17 protein-coding genes are annotated in these 18,302 nt (G+C 63.8%); 10 read left to right on the top strand and 7 right to left on the bottom strand.

Going from position 1 to position 18,302, the window contains the following annotated elements; genetic code table 11:
• Window positions 1-66: 66 nt before the first annotated feature.
• A complete protein-coding gene (locus NE852_RS27290; RefSeq protein WP_258156867.1) occupies window positions 67-1,275 on the bottom strand; it encodes an acyl-CoA dehydrogenase family protein in 1,209 nt (402 codons plus the stop codon).
• Between the two features lie 75 nt (window positions 1,276-1,350).
• Window positions 1,351-2,397, bottom strand: coding sequence for a substrate-binding domain-containing protein (locus tag NE852_RS27295; RefSeq protein ID WP_008529840.1), 1,047 nt, complete (start codon window positions 2,395-2,397; stop codon window positions 1,351-1,353).
• 231 nt (window positions 2,398-2,628) lie between these two features.
• Between NE852_RS27295 and NE852_RS27300 the strand changes: the two genes are divergently transcribed.
• The 10 genes from NE852_RS27300 (at window position 2,629) to NE852_RS27345 (ending at window position 13,824) form a co-directional block, all read left to right on the top strand.
• Window positions 2,629-4,113: a sugar ABC transporter ATP-binding protein gene (locus NE852_RS27300; RefSeq protein WP_008529841.1), complete on the top strand. Its 1,485-nt coding sequence runs from the start codon at window positions 2,629-2,631 to the stop codon at window positions 4,111-4,113.
• The gene (locus NE852_RS27305) at window positions 4,110-5,171 is read left to right on the top strand and encodes an ABC transporter permease (protein WP_008529842.1); all 1,062 of its coding nucleotides are present in this window, start codon (window positions 4,110-4,112) and stop codon (window positions 5,169-5,171) included. The genes NE852_RS27300 and NE852_RS27305 overlap by 4 nt, the downstream gene beginning before the upstream one ends.
• Window positions 5,172-5,188: 17 nt before the next feature.
• On the top strand, window positions 5,189-6,586 hold the full coding sequence (locus NE852_RS27310) for an LLM class flavin-dependent oxidoreductase (protein WP_008529844.1): 1,398 nt from the start codon (window positions 5,189-5,191) through the stop codon (window positions 6,584-6,586).
• Between the two features lie 123 nt (window positions 6,587-6,709).
• Window positions 6,710-8,320: an ABC transporter substrate-binding protein gene (locus NE852_RS27315; RefSeq protein WP_258156868.1), complete on the top strand. Its 1,611-nt coding sequence runs from the start codon at window positions 6,710-6,712 to the stop codon at window positions 8,318-8,320.
• Between the two features lie 40 nt (window positions 8,321-8,360).
• Window positions 8,361-9,350 (top strand): ABC transporter permease, encoded by a 990-nt coding sequence (locus tag NE852_RS27320; protein ID WP_008529850.1) that lies wholly within the window; start codon window positions 8,361-8,363, stop codon window positions 9,348-9,350.
• Window positions 9,347-10,180, top strand: coding sequence for an ABC transporter permease (locus NE852_RS27325; RefSeq protein ID WP_008529851.1), 834 nt, complete (start codon window positions 9,347-9,349; stop codon window positions 10,178-10,180). Before NE852_RS27320 ends, NE852_RS27325 begins: the two co-directional genes overlap by 4 nt.
• Window positions 10,177-10,962 carry an ABC transporter ATP-binding protein gene (locus NE852_RS27330; RefSeq protein ID WP_008529852.1) on the top strand — a complete coding sequence of 262 codons (786 nt, stop codon included), beginning with the start codon at window positions 10,177-10,179 and terminating at the stop codon, window positions 10,960-10,962. Before NE852_RS27325 ends, NE852_RS27330 begins: the two co-directional genes overlap by 4 nt.
• Window positions 10,959-11,741: an ABC transporter ATP-binding protein gene (locus tag NE852_RS27335; RefSeq protein WP_008529855.1), complete on the top strand. Its 783-nt coding sequence runs from the start codon at window positions 10,959-10,961 to the stop codon at window positions 11,739-11,741. Before NE852_RS27330 ends, NE852_RS27335 begins: the two co-directional genes overlap by 4 nt.
• Before the next feature lie 13 nt (window positions 11,742-11,754).
• Entirely contained in the window at window positions 11,755-12,849 is a 1,095-nt protein-coding gene (locus tag NE852_RS27340; RefSeq protein ID WP_258156869.1) for an alanine--glyoxylate aminotransferase family protein, read from the top strand.
• Window positions 12,850-12,954: 105 nt separating this feature from the next.
• Window positions 12,955-13,824, top strand: coding sequence for a glycerophosphodiester phosphodiesterase family protein (locus NE852_RS27345; RefSeq protein WP_008529862.1), 870 nt, complete (start codon window positions 12,955-12,957; stop codon window positions 13,822-13,824).
• Here NE852_RS27345 and NE852_RS27350 read toward each other — a convergent pair.
• The 5 genes from NE852_RS27350 to NE852_RS27370 are packed head-to-tail and all read right to left on the bottom strand — an operon-like array spanning window position 13,814 to window position 18,302.
• Window positions 13,814-14,638, bottom strand: coding sequence for an inositol monophosphatase family protein (locus NE852_RS27350; protein ID WP_008529863.1), 825 nt, complete (start codon window positions 14,636-14,638; stop codon window positions 13,814-13,816). The genes NE852_RS27345 and NE852_RS27350 overlap by 11 nt on opposite strands.
• Window positions 14,638-15,642: a LacI family DNA-binding transcriptional regulator gene (locus NE852_RS27355; RefSeq protein WP_258156870.1), complete on the bottom strand. Its 1,005-nt coding sequence runs from the start codon at window positions 15,640-15,642 to the stop codon at window positions 14,638-14,640. Before NE852_RS27355 ends, NE852_RS27350 begins: the two co-directional genes overlap by 1 nt.
• Window positions 15,626-16,405 carry a glycerophosphodiester phosphodiesterase gene (locus NE852_RS27360; RefSeq protein ID WP_008529867.1) on the bottom strand — a complete coding sequence of 260 codons (780 nt, stop codon included), beginning with the start codon at window positions 16,403-16,405 and terminating at the stop codon, window positions 15,626-15,628. The genes NE852_RS27355 and NE852_RS27360 overlap by 17 nt, the downstream gene beginning before the upstream one ends.
• Window positions 16,405-17,460, bottom strand: coding sequence for an ABC transporter ATP-binding protein (locus NE852_RS27365; protein ID WP_008529868.1), 1,056 nt, complete (start codon window positions 17,458-17,460; stop codon window positions 16,405-16,407). The genes NE852_RS27360 and NE852_RS27365 overlap by 1 nt, the downstream gene beginning before the upstream one ends.
• On the bottom strand, window positions 17,460-18,302 hold the full coding sequence (locus NE852_RS27370; protein WP_008529869.1) for a carbohydrate ABC transporter permease: 843 nt from the start codon (window positions 18,300-18,302) through the stop codon (window positions 17,460-17,462). Before NE852_RS27370 ends, NE852_RS27365 begins: the two co-directional genes overlap by 1 nt.

Raw genomic sequence — 18,302 nt, forward strand, 5'->3', positions numbered from 1 at the left:
CCTCGAACAAAAACCCCACCGCCGTCGCCGGCGGTGGGGTTTTGCTTCCTGGCGGGAGTGGTCGCCTCAGCTATAGAGGCTGACCTCCGGTATCTTATCGTTCAGCACGAACTCGCCGACTTCCCTTGCCTTGTAAAAGACCGGGTCGTGCAGCGTGTGGGTGCGGACATTGCGCCAGAACCGGTCGAAGCGGTATTTGTCCGCCGTCGAGCGAGCACCTGTGAGTTCGAAGACGCGTGAGGTGATGTCGAGCGAGACATGGGTGGCGTGAACCTTGGCGGCATAGGCTTCGGCCGCCGCGTCGCCCCGCTCGCGTGCAGTCACCTTCGGGCCCTTGGCAAGGCCCGCCTGCACCGCAGCGGCTGCGCTGTCGGCAAGGGTTGCCGAGGCCTTCAGCGCCGCGGTGAATTCGCCGACCCGTTCGAGGATATAAGGATCGTCGGCCGCCCGCTCTACGCCTGAGGTGATCCACGGCCGGGTGGTGGTGCGGACATAATCCAGTGCCGCCTGGAGCGCGCCTTCGGCGGTGCCGAGATAGAAGTTGACGAAGACCAGCTGGATGAACGGCGTGTTGAAGGTTGAAAGCACCGGTGCGACGGCATCGGGCGCGGCCGGCGCGCCGACGAAATCCTCCTCATAGACGGGGAAGTCGTGGAATTCGACGCTGCCGCTGTCCGACAGGCGCTGGCCGATATTGTCCCAATCGTCATTGGCGACGTAGCCCGGGCGATTGGTCGGCACGGCAAAGCCGGCGATCTTGTCGTCGAGCGCCGCATTGGCGTTGATGTAGTCGGAGACACGCGCTGCCGTCGAGAAGGACTTGCGCCCGTTCAGCACATAACCGTTGCCGCGGCGGGTGAGCACCAGCCCGGGATCGCGCGGATTGACGGCGGCACCCCAGTAGAGATTCTTCGCCACCGTTTCGCTGCCCAGCGCGTAGGCGCGCGCGGGGTCGAGCGCCCAGTAGATGTATTGACTGTTGACATAGTGGTAGCCGAGCAGCTGACCGATCGAGCTCTCGCCGCGAGCGAGAATGCGCACCAGTCTCAGCCCGTCGACCCAATCGAGGCCGCCGCCGCCGATCTCGGCGGGATGCAGCGCGTTGAGCAGGCCGGCATTTTTCAGCTTTACGATCTCGGCAAGCGGCGGGCGGCCCTCGCGGTCGAGGTCTGCGGCGCGGCGGGAAAGATCGGCCGAGATCTCCTCGGCGCGCGCAAAGAGGTCTTCTCGCGTCGGGTTGCGGCTCACCGCGAAGACGATATTGGATTGGCTCATGGCGGAACTCCAATTCTTTAAAAAGATGATCCGGCGGGAGGCCTACGCTTCCGCCGGAAGGATCGAGCTGAAATCTCAGAACAGCTTGTCCGGGATCCAGCTTGCGGTTGCCGCATCGCTCGTGCTGAAGGCCGGGATCTTGGCCGCCAGGTCCTCGATCGTCTTGACGCCGGCCGCGCGCAGGCTTTCCTGCGTCAGAAGCGTCGGCTTCACGGTAATCTGATGGGGAACCGTCTGCCCGGCGATTTCGAGCGCTGCGGCGCGGATGGAAACAGCGCCGACGACGGCCGGATTGGTTGCCACGGTCGCGACCCACGGACTGCCTTCCTCGGTAATTTCCTGGATATCGGCTGTGGAAACGTCGGCCGAATAGATCTTGAGTTTCTTGGCGATGCCGAGATCGTTGGCGGCGAGCTTCACGCCGCGGGCAAATTCGTCATAGGGAGCGAAGACGACCGTTATATCGGGATTGGCGGTCAGCGCGGCCTTCGCTTGATCGGCGGTCGAGGTTGCCGTCGTGTCGCTGACATTGCCGAAACGGGCCTTTTCCACAACACCCTTATTCTCCGACTTGAACTTGTCCCAGACTTCGTTGCGGCGGTCGAGCGGTGCAAAGCCGGCGACATAGACGTATCCCGCTTTAAACTCCTTGCCGTTGTCCTTCACCACCTGGTCGAGGGCCAGCGAAGCAAGCTCATGGTCGCTTTGCTCGACTTGCGGAATCTTCGGGTTGTTGAGATTGACGTCGAAGGCCACGACCTTGATGCCCTTGTCGAGTGCCTGCTGGACCACGTCGCCAAGCGATTCCGGTAGGCCGTGGTCGATGACGATGCCGGAAACGCCGAGATTGATCGCCTGAAGGATCTGCTCGCGCTGTTCGGCGGCATCCTGCCGGCCGGGGAATACACGCAGGTCGATATCCAGCGCCTTTGCCTGGGTTTCCGCACCTGCCTGGTAGGCCTGGAAGAAATCGCCGGCCGAGATATAGCTGATCAGAGCCACCTTGACACCGCCCTTGTCGAAGGGGGCCGGAGCGCCCGACAGACCGTCGGCTTTTGCGCCCTGAATGAAGATAAACGGAATGACGGCGGCGGAGAGGGCGAGCCGTGCGAGGGATTTCATCGTCGCGTTCCTTCTAACAATCGGAGGCGTCGTCTGACAGGTTCAGCCCTCGCGACGCGTCGATTTATTAGATATAATCTCTATGTTTTTAGTAGATTAAATGATCCGATTTTACGGGTCGCGGGAGATTCTTTGTTTCCCGGGCGCTGCTCGCTGAGGAATTGCGTGCCTGGAATTTGCCCCTTCGAACGAGGCACACTTCGGGTACGAATGCAGTCCCGGACCTTGCCGATGCCGCTCCTTCACGTTGACAATATGACCCGCAGCTTTGGGTCGACGCAGGCGCTTGCCGGCGCTCATCTTTCGATAGAGCGCGGCGAGATCGTGGCGCTGATGGGCGCGAATGGCGCGGGCAAATCGACGCTGGTGAAGATCCTGTCGGGCGTGCTGCCTGCCGATGGCGGCACGATCCATCTCGATGGCCGTCCCTTCTCGCCGCGCAGCCCGGCCGAGGCGGCAAAAGCTGGCGTCGTCACCGTGCACCAATCGACGGATCTCGTCGGCGCGGCCGGTCTGACCGTTGCCGACGCCCTGCTCCTCAACCGCTTCGCCGACCGCGGCACGCCCTTCTTCGTTTCGCGCGGAAGCATCCGCCGCGCCGCACAGGCGTTGCTCGATGCAGCCGGCTTCAGCCTGCCGCTCGATCGTGATTTCGGCGAACTCACAAGTGCCGACCGTCAGTTGGTGGCGATTGCCCGGGCGCTTGCCAATCGCGCCGATCTTCTCATCCTCGACGAGCCGACGGCGAGCCTTTCCGGAGCGGAAAGCCGCCGCCTGTTCGATGTTCTGCTGAGGCTGCGCGAGCGCGGCTTGGCGATCCTCTACATCTCGCATCGCACGGCCGATCTGGAAGCCATCGCCGACCGGGCGCTCGTCATGCGTGGCGGCCGGGTCGTCGCCACCTTCTCGCGGCCGATCGATTTTTCGAGTGCCATCGAGACGATGATCGGCCGCAGACTGGATGCGGCGCGGCCGGATGCGCGGCCGGCGACCGGACCTGTGATTTTCGAAATGCGCGATATCAGCCTGCTCTCGGCAAGCGCGCCCTTCGATCTGTCGCTGCATGAGGGCGAGGTGGTCGCGGTAACAGGCGTGCTCGGCGCCGGCAAGAGCCGGCTGCTCCAGGCGATTTTCGGCGTGACGGCGCTTGGCCGTGGCGCAATGTTTCTCGACGGCCGGCCCTACCGGCCGAAAAGCCCGGCCGAAGCGATTGCAGCGGGTGTCGTCATGGCGGCCGAGGACCGGCATCGCTCCTCGCTCATGCCGCCGGCATGGCCGGGTCATTCGCTTTCGGCGACGATCAGCCTGCCGCATCTCGGCAAATGGTATCCCGGTGGTTTCCTCGTCGGCGGGCGTGAACGACGCGAGGCCGAACAGGCGATCATCCGTCTTGGCATCAAGGCCGCGGGTCCCCTCGCCTCGATCTGGTCGCTCTCCGGCGGCAACCAGCAGAAGGCGGTGATCGCCCGTTGGGAGGCGGAGCCGAGCCGGCTGCTGCTGCTCGACGAACCCTTCCAGGGCGTCGACGTCGGCGCCCGTCACGACATCATCCGGGCAATCCGCGCCCGCACCGACCGGGCGACGCTGATCGCGACCTCCGACCCAGAGGAGGCCTATGAGGTGGCCGACCGCATCCTCGTTATCGACCGCCACCTGTTGGAACCCGCTGCAGGCGGAATTGCCGCTCCTTCCGCCATTCAGGGAATATCCGCATGACGACGATCGACGACGACACTCTTCCGCAGGCCGGCACGCGGCCAGCTGTATCGCCGCAGACCGACAGCCGCCGCCTTGCTGCCCTCGGAGCGTTCCTGCGGGCAGGCGCGGTGTTCATCCTGCTTGCGGCTCTCGTCGTCGGTTTCACCATCGCCGAGCCCGCCTTCATCAATATCGCCAATCTGATGAGCATCCTGCAGGCGGTCTCGGTCGTCGCCATCCTCGGCGCCGGCGTCACCGTCACGCTGGCTGTCGGCGGTTTCGACCTGTCGATCGGCGCGGTCGCCGCATCGAGCGTGATGGCGGCGAGTTATGCGATGATCGTCTGGCACCTCGATGCCTATGCGACGGTGCCGCTGGTGCTCGCCTTCGGCGCCCTGGTCGGTCTTGCCAACGCCTTCCTGATCGTACGCCTGAAGGTGCCGGATCTGTTGGCGACACTGGCGATGATGTTCCTGCTTTCCGGCCTGCAACTGATCCCGACCGCGGGCCGGTCGATTTCATCAGGCCTGACCTTGCCGGACGGATCGAAGGCGACCGGCGCCTATGACCCGGCCTTCCTGCTGATCGGCCGCTACAGCATTTTCGGTACCCTGCCGGTTGCCGTGGTGCTGATGGCTGCGGTTGCCATTCTCCTCTTCATTCTGACCGAGCGCACCCGCATCGGCCGGCTGCTGTTTGCGACCGGCGGCAACGAGGTCGCCACCCGCCTCGCCGGCGCCTCGACGGTCAGGCTGAAGACGCTTGCCTATGTCCTGTCGGGCACGCTGGCATCGCTCGGCGGCATCGTGATTGCCGCCCGCGTCGGGCGTGGCGACGTCTCCTCCGGTGGCTCGCTGCTGATGGATTCGGTCGCCGCCGCACTGATCGGCTTCGCCGTACTCAACCTGCGGCGCCCGAACGTGCTCGGCACCATCGCCGGCGCGGTCTTCGTCGGCGTGCTCCTGAACGGCCTCACCATGCTGAACGCCCCCTACTACACCCAGGATTTCGTCAAGGGCGCCGTGCTCGTGGGGGCCTTGGCGCTGACCTACGGCCTCGGTCGCAGCAATCCCTAATTTCAAGGAAGAAAGACATGACCCGCGAAATCAGGCTGAACGCCTTCGATATGAATTGCGTCGGACACCAGTCGCCGGGGCTCTGGCGCCATCCGCGAGACAAATCCTGGACCTACAAGGATCTCGATTATTGGGTGCATCTCGCGAAGACGCTGGAGCGCGGCAAGTTCGACGGGCTGTTCATCGCCGACGTGCTTGGCGTCTACGATGTGCTGAACGGCAATGTCGATGCGGCCCTTCGCCATTCGGCGCAGGTACCGGTCAACGATCCGCTGCAGCTCATCCCGACCATGGCCTACGCGACCGAGCATCTCGGCTTCGGCCTGACGGCATCGCTCTCCTTCGAGCATCCCTACACCTTCGCCCGCCGCATCTCGACGCTCGACCACCTGACCAAGGGCCGCGTCGGCTGGAATATTGTCACCTCCTATCTCAACAGCGGCGCGCTCAATATCGGCCAGCCGGCGCAGACGAAACATGACGATCGCTACGATCTTGCCGAGGAATATCTCGAGGTCTGCTACAAGCTCTGGGAGGGCAGCTGGGAGGACGGCGCGGTCGTGCGCGACCGCAAGACCGGCATCTTTACCCATCCCGACAAGGTTCACCCGATCCGCCATGCCGGCAAACATTTCAACGTGCCCGGCATTCATTTGAGCGAACCCTCCCCCCAGCGCACACCGGTGCTCTACCAGGCTGGCGCCTCCAGCCGCGGCAAGGACTTTGCCGGCGCCCATGCCGAATGCATCTTCGTCGCTTCCCCGTCGAAACCCGTGCTGAAGCGTTATGTCGCCAATGTCCGCGAGGTGGCTGAACGTGTCGGCCGCAATCCGCGCGAAATCCTCGCCTTCAACCTGCAGACCGTGGTCCTCGGCGAGACGGATGCGGAGGCGCAGCGCAAGTTTAACGAATACAGGAAATATGCCTCCTTCGAAGGCGCGCTGACGCTGATCTCCGGCTGGACCGGCATCGATTTCGGCCAGTTCGGCCCGGATGAGGTACTGCGGCACCGCCATACCAATGCCGTGCAATCGGCTGTCGAGACCTTCACGACGATTGATCCGACCAAGGAATGGACGGTGCGCGAAATGGCTGACTGGGTCGGCGTCGGCGGTTTCGGTCCTGTCTTTGTCGGCTCGCCGCAGACGGTCGCCGATCTGATGCAGGAATGGATCGAGGACACCGATGTCGACGGCTTCAACCTCGCCTATGCCGTGACGCCGGAAAGTTTCGAGGATGCCGTCGATCTGCTGGTGCCGGAACTGCAAAAGCGCGGCGTCTACAAGAAAGAATATGCCAAGGGCACGTTGCGTGAAAAGCTCGGGGGCGCGGGACCCAGGCTTGCCGCGCCGCATCCGGGCGCCGGTTATCGCAATCTCTTCGCCGAGCCCGCACGCATCGCCGCCAGCGGCTGAGCGAATAATGGCTGGGTGACAAAAAATGTCTCGCGGAGCCCGATCATTCGAATTTAATCTCTATAATAATCGGTATTTCGCTCTGAATATGGGCACACGGAATTTGATCGATCAGGAGGGCGCATGACCATTCCAGAAATCTCGCGGCGTACGCTGCTCAAGGGCACCGCCCTGCTGCTCGCGTCGACGGCGCTCGCCCGGCAAGCCCTTGCGCAAGCCGCGCTAAGCGGCGGCCGGCTGGTCGTCGCGGCCGATTCCGAGCCGAAGAACCTCAATCCCGCCATCGTCGCCTCGAACGGCGTCTTCTTCGTCGCAAGCAAGGTGATCGAGCCGCTTGCCGAAGCGTCGTTCGACGGCAAGGACGGGCTTGCGCCTCGTCTCGCCACCTCCTGGGAGGGCTCGCCCGACGGCCTCACGGTCACCTTCAAGCTGCGCGATGGTGTGACCTGGCATGACGGCAAGCCGTTCACCTCTGTCGACGTCGCCTTCTCCGCGCTCAACGTCTGGAAGCCTCTGCAGAATCTCGGCCGTCTGGTCTTCGCCAATCTCGAAGCCGTCGATACGCCTGACGATTATACCGCCGTCTTCCGCTTCTCCAAGCCGACCCCGTTCCAGCTCATCCGCAACGCGCTGCCTGTCGTGACAAGCGTCGTCGCCAAACATATTTTCGACGGCGCCGATATTGCCACCAATCCTGCTAACAACGCGCTTGTTGGTACCGGCCCGTTCAAGTTTGCCGAATACAAGCCCGGCGAATACTACCGGCTGACGCGCAACGAGAACTACTGGGACAAGGACCAGCCGAAACTCGACGAGATTGTCTTCCGGGTGCTGCCCGATCGTGCGGCGGCCGGCGCAGCCCTCGAAGCGAACGAAATCCAGCTGGCCGCCTTTTCTGCGGTGCCGCTTGCCGATCTTGACCGCATCTCGAAGGTCGACGGCATCAAAGTGATCTCCAAAGGCTACGAGGCCCTGACCTACCAGCTCGTCGTCGAGATCAACCATCGCCGCAAGGAGCTGGCTGATCTCAGGGTCCGCCAGGCGATCGCACATGCCATCGACAAGAAATTCGTGGTCGACACGATCTTCCTCGGTTATGCCGCCGCCTCGACCGGGCCGGTGCCGAAAAATGCACCGGAGTTCTACACCTCCGATGTCGCGACCTATGATTTCAACCCCGCTGCCGCCAATGATATTCTCGACAAGGCCGGATACATCAAGGGCGCGGACGGCAACCGCTTCACGGTGAAGCTCCGCCCCGCGCCCTATTTCAACGAGACCCGTCAGTTCGGCGATTACCTCCGCCAGGCGCTGGCTGCCATCGGCATTGATGCAGAAATCGTCAATGCCGATGCGGCCGCGCATCTGAAGGCTGTTTATACCGATCACGACTTCGATCTCGCCGTCGGACCGCCGGTCTTCCGCGGTGATCCGGCGATCTCCACCACCATTCTCGTCCAGTCCGGTACACCTGCCGGCGTGCCCTTCTCCAACCAGGGCGGCTATGCCAATCCGGAGCTCGACAAGATCATCAAACAGGCGTCGGAAACCGTCGATACGGCGGCGCGCACCGATCTCTACCGCAAGTTCCAGGAGCTTGTTGTCGCCGATCTGCCGCTGATCAACGTCGCGGAATGGGGCTTCATCACCGTCGCGCGCGACAGCGTGCTCAATGTCTCGAACAATCCGCGCTGGGCCGTCTCGAACTGGGGCGATACTGCGCTGCAATCGTGATAGGATCGGCGGCAATTCTGTTCCAAAGGCGCTCTCCGGCGTGAAACGAGCCATCATCCTCCTGAGGCGCAGGGCGATCAGCAGCATTCCGGTGCTGTTGATCGTGGTGATCTTCACCTTCTTCCTGCTCGAATCCGCCTCGGGCGATGCCGTCGACGCCTATCTCGGCTCGATCGGCGGCGGCGATGCGGCCCTGGTCCAGTCGCTGCGCGAGAGCTACGGCCTGGACCAGTCCATGCTCGCGCGCCTCTGGCTCTATCTTTCCTCGCTGGCGCGGCTCGATCTCGGCTGGTCGGTCGCCTTCAACAGGCCTGTCGGCGAACTGATTGCCGAGCGCCTGCCCAATACACTACTGCTGATGGGCAGCGCCACGGCGCTTTCCTTCAGCCTCGGCTCGGCGCTCGGCATTCTCGCAGGCGCGCGGCCGGGTAGTTTGCGGGATCGGATACTGTCGATCGGCTCGTTGATCGTCTACGCCATTCCGAGCTTCTGGCTCGGCCTGGTGCTCAGCATCGCCTTTTCCGTGAAGCTGCGCTGGTTTCCGATCGCCGGCATTGAAACGATCGCGTCCGGCAAGACGGGATTTGCGCGCGCGCTCGACATAGCAGAGCATCTGATTCTGCCGGTCGGCGCGCTTGCCATGATCTATCTCGCTCTGTTCCTGCGGGTGATGCGCAGCGGCATGGCCGAGGCCTGGAAGCTCGATTTCGTCCTCTTTGCCCGCGCCAAAGGTCTGTCGCGCAGCCGGATCGTGCTGCGTCACGTGGCGCGCAACGCGCTGCTGCCGCTCGTCACCATGCTCGGGCTGCAATCGGCCGCCATGCTCGGCGGCAGCGTGGTGATCGAAAGCGTCTTTGCCATTCCCGGCTTCGGGCGGCTGGCGCAGGAGGCAGTCAACGGCCGTGATGCGCCGCTCTTGATGGGGATTGTCGTCACCAGCGCCATCCTCGTCATCTCGGTCAATTTCCTCGTCGATCTCGTCTATGCCGCGCTCGACCCGCGCATCGGCGCTTCGGAGGGCGACGCATGAGCCGGTTCCGGCGCCTCCTCAGTACGTGGGAAGGTGCGGTCGGGCTTGCGATCCTTGTCGTCCTGCTGTCGGCCGGGCTGCTTGCCCCCGTCATTTCGCCGGGTGATCCGTTAAGAATCGCCGGCCGGGCGTTGCTGGCGCCGTTGACGGATCCGGGCTTTCCGCTTGGTACCGATCGCCTTGGCCGCGACGTGTTGGCCGGCCTGCTCTACGGGGCGCGCACTTCGTTTGCCGTCGGCCTTGCGGCAGCCTTTTCGGCCATGGTTCTCGGTGTCTGCGTCGGCATGGCGGCCGGCTTTGCCGGCGGGTTCGTCGACGAGGCCTTGATGCGCGTCGTCGACGCTTTCCAGATCGTGCCGGGCTTCCTTCTCGCCCTTGCCTTCGTCAGCACTATCGGCGTTTCGACACCTGTCGTCGTCTTCGCCATTGCGCTCGGCGCCTGGGCCGATCCGGCCCGGCTGACGCGGGCGCAGGTGCTTTCAATCCGCGAGCAGGATTATGTCGCGTCGGCCAGAGTGATCGGCATGCATCCGATCGAGATCGCCTTCCGGGAGATTCTGCCGAACGCGCTGCCGCCGGTGCTGGCGCTTTCCGCCACCATCGTCGCCGGCGCGGTCCTCACCGAAGCCGCACTTTCCTTCCTTGGCCTCGGCAATCCCAATATCGCCACCTGGGGTTCGATGATCGCCGAGGGCCGCAGCGTGCTGCGTTCGGCATCCTATCTCTCCGTCATCCCGGGCTGCGCACTCGCCGTGACCGTGCTCGGCGTCCATCTTTTCAGCGAGGGCCTCGGCAAGGCGCTGGCCGAGAATGGTGTGAGGGCGGCATGAGCGGCATTTTCTGCAGCCTGAAGCAGCTTTCGGTCACCTACGGGCGCGGCGCTGGCGCCCTCGACTGCATCAACCTCGATATCCTCACCGGCGAAAGGCTGGCGATCATCGGCGAAAGCGGCTCCGGCAAGAGCACGTTCGCCCGGGCGCTCGCGGGCCTGCTGCCGCAGGAGGCAAAGGTCGGCGGCGAGATGCTCTGGCCCGGGCTTGGTCATCCGCCCCGCCCCGGCCGAGATTTCGGCTTCGTCTTCCAGGACCCGGGCTCCAGTCTCAATCCCGTGCTGACGATCGGCGAGCAGATCGCCGAGGGCGCCATGCGTCATCTCGGTCTCGGCTGGAAACAGGCCTATGCCAGAGCCGAGGAATTGCTCGGGCGGGTGCGGATTCCCCAACCTGAGAAGGTGATGCGGGCCTTTCCGCACCAGCTTTCGGGTGGCCAGCGTCAGCGCGTGGCGATCGCGGCCGCAATCGCTGCCAGGCCTGCCCTGCTGATCGCCGACGAGGCGACGAGCGCGCTCGACGTCGTGGTCCAGGCCGAGATCGTCCGTCTGCTCGACGGGCTGGTGCGTGAGGACGGCATGACGCTGCTCTTCATCACCCATGACATCGCGCTCGCTTCCGGCTTCGTCGACCGCATCGCCGTCTTTCGCGATGCGAAGCTCGTCGAGGCCGGTCCAGTTCGTTCGGTGCTGTCGGCCCCGGAAAACGACTATACCGCCGCGCTCATCGCTAGCCATCGCGACCTTGCGACGCCGCCACTGATTGCGGAGGCGGCCTCATGAGCGATGTGCTGCTTTCCGTTGAGAACGTGTCGAAAGCTTTTTCCTCCTCCGGCCGCCGGATTGCCGCCCTCGACAATGTTTCGCTGACGATCGCAGCCGGGGAAACCCTCGGTCTCGTCGGCGCCTCCGGCAGCGGAAAATCGACGCTGTCGCGCGTCCTGCTTCGGCTTCTCGCCGCCGATACTGGTGCGATCCGTTTCGAGGGAGAGGACTGGCTTGCCCTTAAAGGTGCCGCGCTTCGCCGCAAACGGGCACGCATGCAGATGGTGTTCCAGGACCCGCTTGCCGCCTTCAATCCGCTGGCAACCGTGGGCGCTGTGCTCGACGATCCGCTGCGCATCCATGACGTCGTCCCAAGCGGCGGGCGTTCCAGCGAGATCGCGATGCTTCTCGAACGCGTCGGTCTGCCCGCCGATTATGCAGGCCGTCCTGTCCGGTCGCTTTCCGGCGGCCAGCGCCAGCGCGTGGCGATTGCCCGGGCGCTTGCGACGCGGCCCTCGCTGCTGGTGCTCGACGAAGCGGTTTCGGCGCTCGACGTCACCGTGCGCGGCAGGGTTCTCGAGCTTCTGGTCTGCCTGCAGAGGGAAACGGGTATCGCCTGCCTCTTCATTTCGCACGATCTTGCCGTGGTCCGCGCCGTCTCCCACCGCATTGCCGTCATGGATGGCGGGCGGGTCGTGGAGACCGGTCCGGCTGCATCTGTCGTTGCCATGCCGCAATCCGATGCCGCCCGTGCGCTTGTTGCCGCCGTCCCCCGTCTCGTGACCGAACCGTCCTGAAGGAGCAGTCGTCATGCCCGATCCCGGTTGGAATCCCCTGCACGGTGTCCCCTCCTATCCCGCGGAGCGCTATGCCTCCCTTGCCGACAGGATCGGCAGGATATTGCTCAGCCGGAACGACATCGTGTTCGTCCAGGCCGAGGCCGTCGTCGCGCTGGAAGCCGTGGCCGCCAGCCTTGCCCGCCCCGGCCTTTCGGCACTCAATATCGTCACCAGCCCCTATGGCGGCTGGTTCGGGCAATGGTTGCGGCGAGGCGGTGCGATGGTCAGGGAAATGGTTGCTGAACCAGGCCTGCCGATTGAGATCGAAGCCGTAGCCAAAGCACTAAACGCGGCTCCTCACATCGATGTGCTCGCGCTGGTTCATGCGGAATCGGCGAGCGGTATTCTCAATCCTTTGCCGGAGATCCTGGCGCTCGCACGTGCCCGCGGCATCGTCACCGTCGTCGATGCGGTCGCCTCGGTCGGCGGCCATCCACTCTCCGTCGATGCTCTCGGCATCGACATCGCAGTGATCGGCCCGCAGAAGGCGCTCGGCGGTCCGGCTGGGATATCCGCACTCTCCGTCAGCCGCCGCGCCTGGGAGCTGATCCTGAGGGACGGCGCGCCGCGCGAATCAATCCTGTCGCTGGCCGATCTGAAGGTGTGGCTCGACGGCGGCCGGCGTGGTCTGCCCGGAACGCCGGCGCCGCTGGAATTCTTCGCGCTGGAAAGCGCGCTCGACCGCATCGAGGCCGAAGGGCTGGAAAACGTTATCGCCCGTCACGCGCTGGCGGCATCGGCGACACAGGCGGGGCTTGCAGCACTCGGTGCCGGGGCTTGGGTGCCGCCAGAAAAAGCCTCGAACCTGGTGACGGCGGTGCCTGTACCCGAAACGCTCACGCCCGCTTCGCTGGTCGCAGCCGCCGCGCGCGTGGGCGTCGATTTGACGGAAGGCGTGGGAACTGTTCCAGCCCGTCTGATACGGTTCAACCACACCGGCCCGCGCGCCGCGTTCCAGATGGTGCTGCCGAATGTGGTGGCTTATGGCTCGGCCCTCAGGCAAGCCGGCCATTCCGCGGATATATCAACCGCCTCCGAGGCGATCGCCGCGGCTTATGGCCGCTGACGTTCGGCCGGCCTGGCGAAAACTGTCCGGCATCCAGATGAAAGCATTTTTCGGCCCTTGAGAATCGGCGGCAGTCAAGGCAGGAGAGTGGCATCGCGGAGGCTGATGCAGATGACTGACGTAGCGAATGTTCAAGGCCTTGAGATTTCGCATGAGGGGCATCGCACCCGGCTGAAATGGCACCGGCTGCGCAAACGGTTTGCCGATCCGCTGTTCTCAGCCGAGGTGATGGCGGAGGGTTTTGCAGCTGGCGCTTCAATGGAGCTTGATCTGCGCGTGCGCGCCGATGGCGGCTTCGTCGTGCTGCACGACAGGGAGCTCGAAGGTGAAACGACGGGCCACGGACCGATCGCCAAAAGGAGCATTGGTGACCTCCGTGATATCAGGATGAAGGAGGGCGACCGGCCGCTTATCCTCAGCGAAGATCTCGCCGCCATGATGCAATCGACGCATCCGGACGCACTGCTGCAATTCGACATGAAGGACGACTATGAAGCGATCGGTTCCAAAGGCATCGAGCATCTTGCCGCGCATTTCCGGGATATCGCCGCATCGGTGATTGTCAGCGGCGGCAGCCTCGATCTCATCGTTGCCGTCAAGGAGAAGCTGCCGCAGCTGCTGCGCGGCATCGATCCCACCGACAAGCTCTACGATATCTGGAAGGCCAGCGGCTGGAAGGCAGTGGAGGCGGAATTGCGTGCCGACCTCGGCGGTCCGACCGAACCGGACACGATCTATCTGCACTGGCGCTTGGTTCTGGATGCCGCCAAAGAAGGGCTCGATATGATCGCGCTTTGCCAGGAACACGGCAAACGCGTCGATGCCTGGACCTTCACCCTGAAGGATCCGGAGGCCGGGTTCAGCGAGGAGGAATGGCTGAACTTTTCGGCGCTGATGGCGCTCAAGCCGGACCAGATCACCACCGACGAGGCCCCGGCGACCGAACGCGCATGGCGTCGGCGCATTAACGGGTAACGGGCGCCAGTCCTTCGAGATCGAGGATGAAGGCGAATTCGTCGGCAAGGCCGGGCGAATGGGCAATGACTGGTCCGCCATCCGCAAGCAGTCTTTCAACCGGCGGCATTGCCACCATTGCTCCGGCCTCCTTGGCGATCAGCGCGCCGGCGAGCATGTCCCACGCGTTGAGATGGCGTTCGTAGTAGAGATCGGCAGTACCTTCGGCGACGCGGACGAGATCGATGGCCGCAGCGCCCATGCGGCGATAATCCATGCCGCATTCGTGGAGCCGCCTGGAGAGTGCGAGATGATCGTCAAAGCTTGTCTTGCGGGAATGACCGAGAATGACGAGCGCATTGGCCGGATCTGATGTCGCTGCCGCATGGACGGGCCTGCCGTCCTTGAAGGCGCCGCCGCCGCTGACGGCGTGGAAGACCTTATCCTCGGCGCCGTCGTAGACCACGCCGATCTCGACCTTGCCGTTCGCAACAAAGGCGATAGAGACGCCCCAGTGGCGGAAGCCCCTGATATAATTGGTCGTGCCATCGATCGGATCGACAACCCAGGTGCCGGTCCCGCCCGATTGCCCGCCGCTCTCCTCTCCCATGAAGGTATCATCCGGAAAGCGTGACAGCAGCCCGTCGCGGATAGCCTGCTCGGCCCTTCTGTCGGCGACGGTGACGAAATCCTGCAATCCTTTGTTCTCGACGGCCAGTGTGCCGGGATTGGAGTCGCGCCGGAACCGGGCGGCTTCCCGTCCGACCTCTAGAGCGATGGTGATCGCCACCTCCGCCCGTGCGCGGATGGCGGCGGCGTCGAATGCGGGTTTCATCAGGCAGTCCTTCTTTTTATCAGTGTCACCGGCGTGAATTCGACTCGCGCCGTCAAATCCGGTTCTGCGATCCGGCTCATCAGCAGATCGACCGTCTGTTCGGCCTGGAGATCGCAGGGTTGACGGATGGTCGTAAGTTCGTAGGCGGTCCAGCTTGCCTGCGGAATATCGTCGTGGCCGATGATCGCAAGCGGCGGCGCATCATCGCGGCCGCGACCGTGCATGAGGCGGTCGATCACGCCGCAGGCCATGTAGTCGTTGGCGCAGAACAGCCCATCGATGCCGGAGGCGGCAAGCTCGCCCGCCGCATCATAGCCGCTCCGGTAATCATTGATCCTGACCTGCAGAAACTCCGCTTCGACGCCGAGCTGCTTACAGCGTGCGACGAAGGCCTCGCTGCGGCGGCGCGCCGTATAGGATATCGCGGAGGCCGCCATCACGGCGGGCTTTTTCACGCCGCTGTCGATCAGGTGGCTTGCCGCCAGATGCCCGGCCATGCGGTCATCGGAGATGATGCGGTCGACGAAGGGAATGTCGTTGCCCTTGTTGATCAGTACGATCGGCACGCCTTCGGCCGCGCACTGTTCGCAGATCTCGGTCGGCGGAGCGTCCGAGGTGACGATGACGCCCGAGACCGCGTAATGCAGCAATTGGCCGATAACAGTCGAAGTATCCGCCTCCTGTGAGGTCGGCAGCAGGATGGGCCGGAAGTTGCGGGCGAGCAGCACCTTTGCAAGATGCTCGATCTGCAACGTGCGGAACGGATTATCGAGGCCGGCCGCGACGAGGCCGACGAGATCGGAGCGTTTGTTCGTGAGGCTTCGAGCAAGATAGTTCACCCGGTAGCCGAGTTCCTTGGCAGCCTGATAGACTTTCTCGCGGGTCTTGGGGGAGACGCTGGCATCCGGTGTGAAAGCGCGCGACACGGCGGCACGCGAGACCCCGGCGACCCGCGCCACGTCGAAGGACGTTACCTTGCGCGGTCCCCTATCCTTGTCTGGCAACGGCTTTTTCCCTCTCTGCCGGCGATCGCATCAGATCGGGCAGATCCGTGCAGATGCCGAGAACCGGAAGCTTCATGATGTCATGGAGAATAGGCCGCCGCTCTTCGTGCCAGAGCACGATCTCGCGGCCCGCCTCGAAGGCGCGAGCCATCAGCGCCTCGGTCACCAGATCTTGCGGGCGTTCCCCTGCCCTCTCCCAGCAGAGATGCAGGATATCGGCGCCGGCCTCGTCACCGCGGAGATGAGGATCGTGGCCGACACGGATCAGAACCGAGAGCGGGAAATCGCAGCCGGCGTCCCTGAGTTCGCGCACCTGCGCAGTGTCGAAGGAACCGAGGCAGGCGAAGCGCTGGTTCACCTCGGCAAGGTGGCGCCAGCAAAGCGGGCCGGTCCCAGGCGCCTTGAGCTCGACGTAGAGGCCGGTTCCGGTCTCGCGGCCGAGAGCGGCCACTTCGGAAAAACTCGGCACATCGACGCCGTCAAGCGCGGCGAGTTCGGCCGCCGTCATTTCGGAAATGCGCCGGTCGATGCCGAAGACGCGTTCCAGATGGTCGTCATGCGAAACGACGACCACGCCGTCTTTGGTCAATTGCGTGTCGAGCTCCCACATCTCAGCGCCGAGTTCGGCGGCGCGCCGGAAGGCTGCTATCGTATTTTCGCGCTCATGGCCGCTGGCGCCGCGATGGCCGATGCAGAAAGGCAACCGGCCCTTGGTCCTTGGCCAGCCGTAACGTTCGAAGAAGGCGGAGAAATCGCGGGTCATCAGAGCCTCCTGCCGTTTTCGTCGAAGACGAGCACGCCGCGGCTGTCGATCGCCCAGCGAACATCGTCGCCGACATGGATGTCGTTGCGCACCGGCTGGATCGAGCGCAGCAGTGGCCCGCCGGCAAGAGCCACGTCGTAAAGGTTCTCGCGGCCCTGCGTTTCCGCAAAGGTGACCTTGCCGGAGACCGTGACGTCGCCCGCCGGCGTAAAATGCTCCGGCCGCACGCCGAGCATCAGCTTGGCGCCCTCGGTGGCCCCGACATTGCCGGGCAGCGGTACGCGGATTTCGCTTTCCGGGATCGTAAAGGCACCCTTGTCAAGGACGCCGCGCAGGAAGGTGATCGGCGGATTGCCGAGGAAACCGGCGACGAAGGCGGTCTTCGGATCGTTATACATCGCTGCCGGCGTGGCGATCTGGACGATCTCCCCTTCCTTCATGATGGCGATGCGGTCGCACATGCTCATCGCCTCCACCTGGTCATGGGTGACGAGGATGGCGGTGATGCCGGTCTCGCGCTGCAGGCGGCGGATTTCCGAACGCATTTCGAGGCGGAGTTTAGCGTCGAGATTGGCGAGGGGTTCATCTAGCAGCAGCACGTCGGGCTTGCGGATCAGCGCACGCGCCAGTGCCACGCGTTGCTGCTGGCCGCCGGAGAGCTGGGCTGGCTTGCGGTCCATCAGCTTGCCGATCTGGACGAGGGCCGCGATGCGGTCGACCTCCTTGCGGATCTCGGCCGCGGCGACGCCCTTCACCTTCAAGGGAAAGCCGATGTTTTCGGCGACCGTCATGTGCGGATAGAGCGCATAGGACTGAAAGACGACGCCGACATTGCGGGCCTGGCTCGGCAGGTCGGTGACATCGCGATCGCCGAAGAGAATGCGTCCGCCGGTCGGTCGGTGAATGCCGCAGACCGCAAAGAGCGTCGTCGACTTGCCGCAGCCGGACGGGCCGAGCAGCGCCAGCATCTCGCCGCTGCCGACTTCGAGCTGCATGTTCTCGATGACTTTGGTGGAGCCGAAGCTTTTCGAAAAATTGTCGAGGAGGATGCGCATTAGCCTTTGCTCCCGCCGCCGTAGATGTTCATCAGGTATTTGTTGAAGAGTGCGTAAGCGATCAGAACCGGGAGGAAGTAGAAGATGCCGACCGCCTTGAACATGTAGAAGTCATAATTGTTGTCGTCGGCGAGAAAGCCCGCGAGATAGACCGAAAGCACCTGTACTTCGTTGCCCGGCGCCAGCACCTGCGGCAGGATGAATTCGCCCCAGCCGGAGAGGAAGGAAAACAGGCCGAGCGCCATGATGCCGGGCTGGACCTGCGGCAGCACGAGGCTCTTCCAAACACGGAAACGCGAGGCGCCATCGACGACGCCGGCCATTTCGATTTCCCACGGTACGGTGTCGTAGAAGCCCTTCATCAGCCAGATGCCGAGCGGCAGGTCGATCGCGGCCTTCACCAGGATGACGCCGATCAGCGAATTGTAGAGGCCGATCATCTGCAGCACGATGAAGATGGCGATGATCAGCGTTACCGACGGGAAGGCATGCAGCACCATGACGCCGGCAAGGAAGAAGCCGCGCGCCGGCACGTTCAATCGCGAGAGAACGTAACCCGCCATCGACGAGACGATGAGCACGAGACTGGTGGTGCAGGCCGAAAACAGCAGCGTATTCAGCGTCACCTGCCAGATGTTGGCCTTACCCGCTGTCGTCTGCCAGAGGAAGCGCCAATGCTGGAGCGTGAAGCCGGAGGGCAGCAGCGCGTCCGCCTGCTTCACGGTCACCGTGTCGAGGAAGAGATAGACATACATCAGGAGCAGCGGCAGGCTGACAATCGTCAGCGCCGATATGACGGGCCAGCTCCGGTAATTTGCCGATGGCTGCGATTGTTCGGCCAT

The sequence above is a fragment of the Rhizobium sp. Pop5 genome (assembly GCF_024721175.1).
Lineage (GTDB): Bacteria > Pseudomonadota > Alphaproteobacteria > Rhizobiales > Rhizobiaceae > Rhizobium.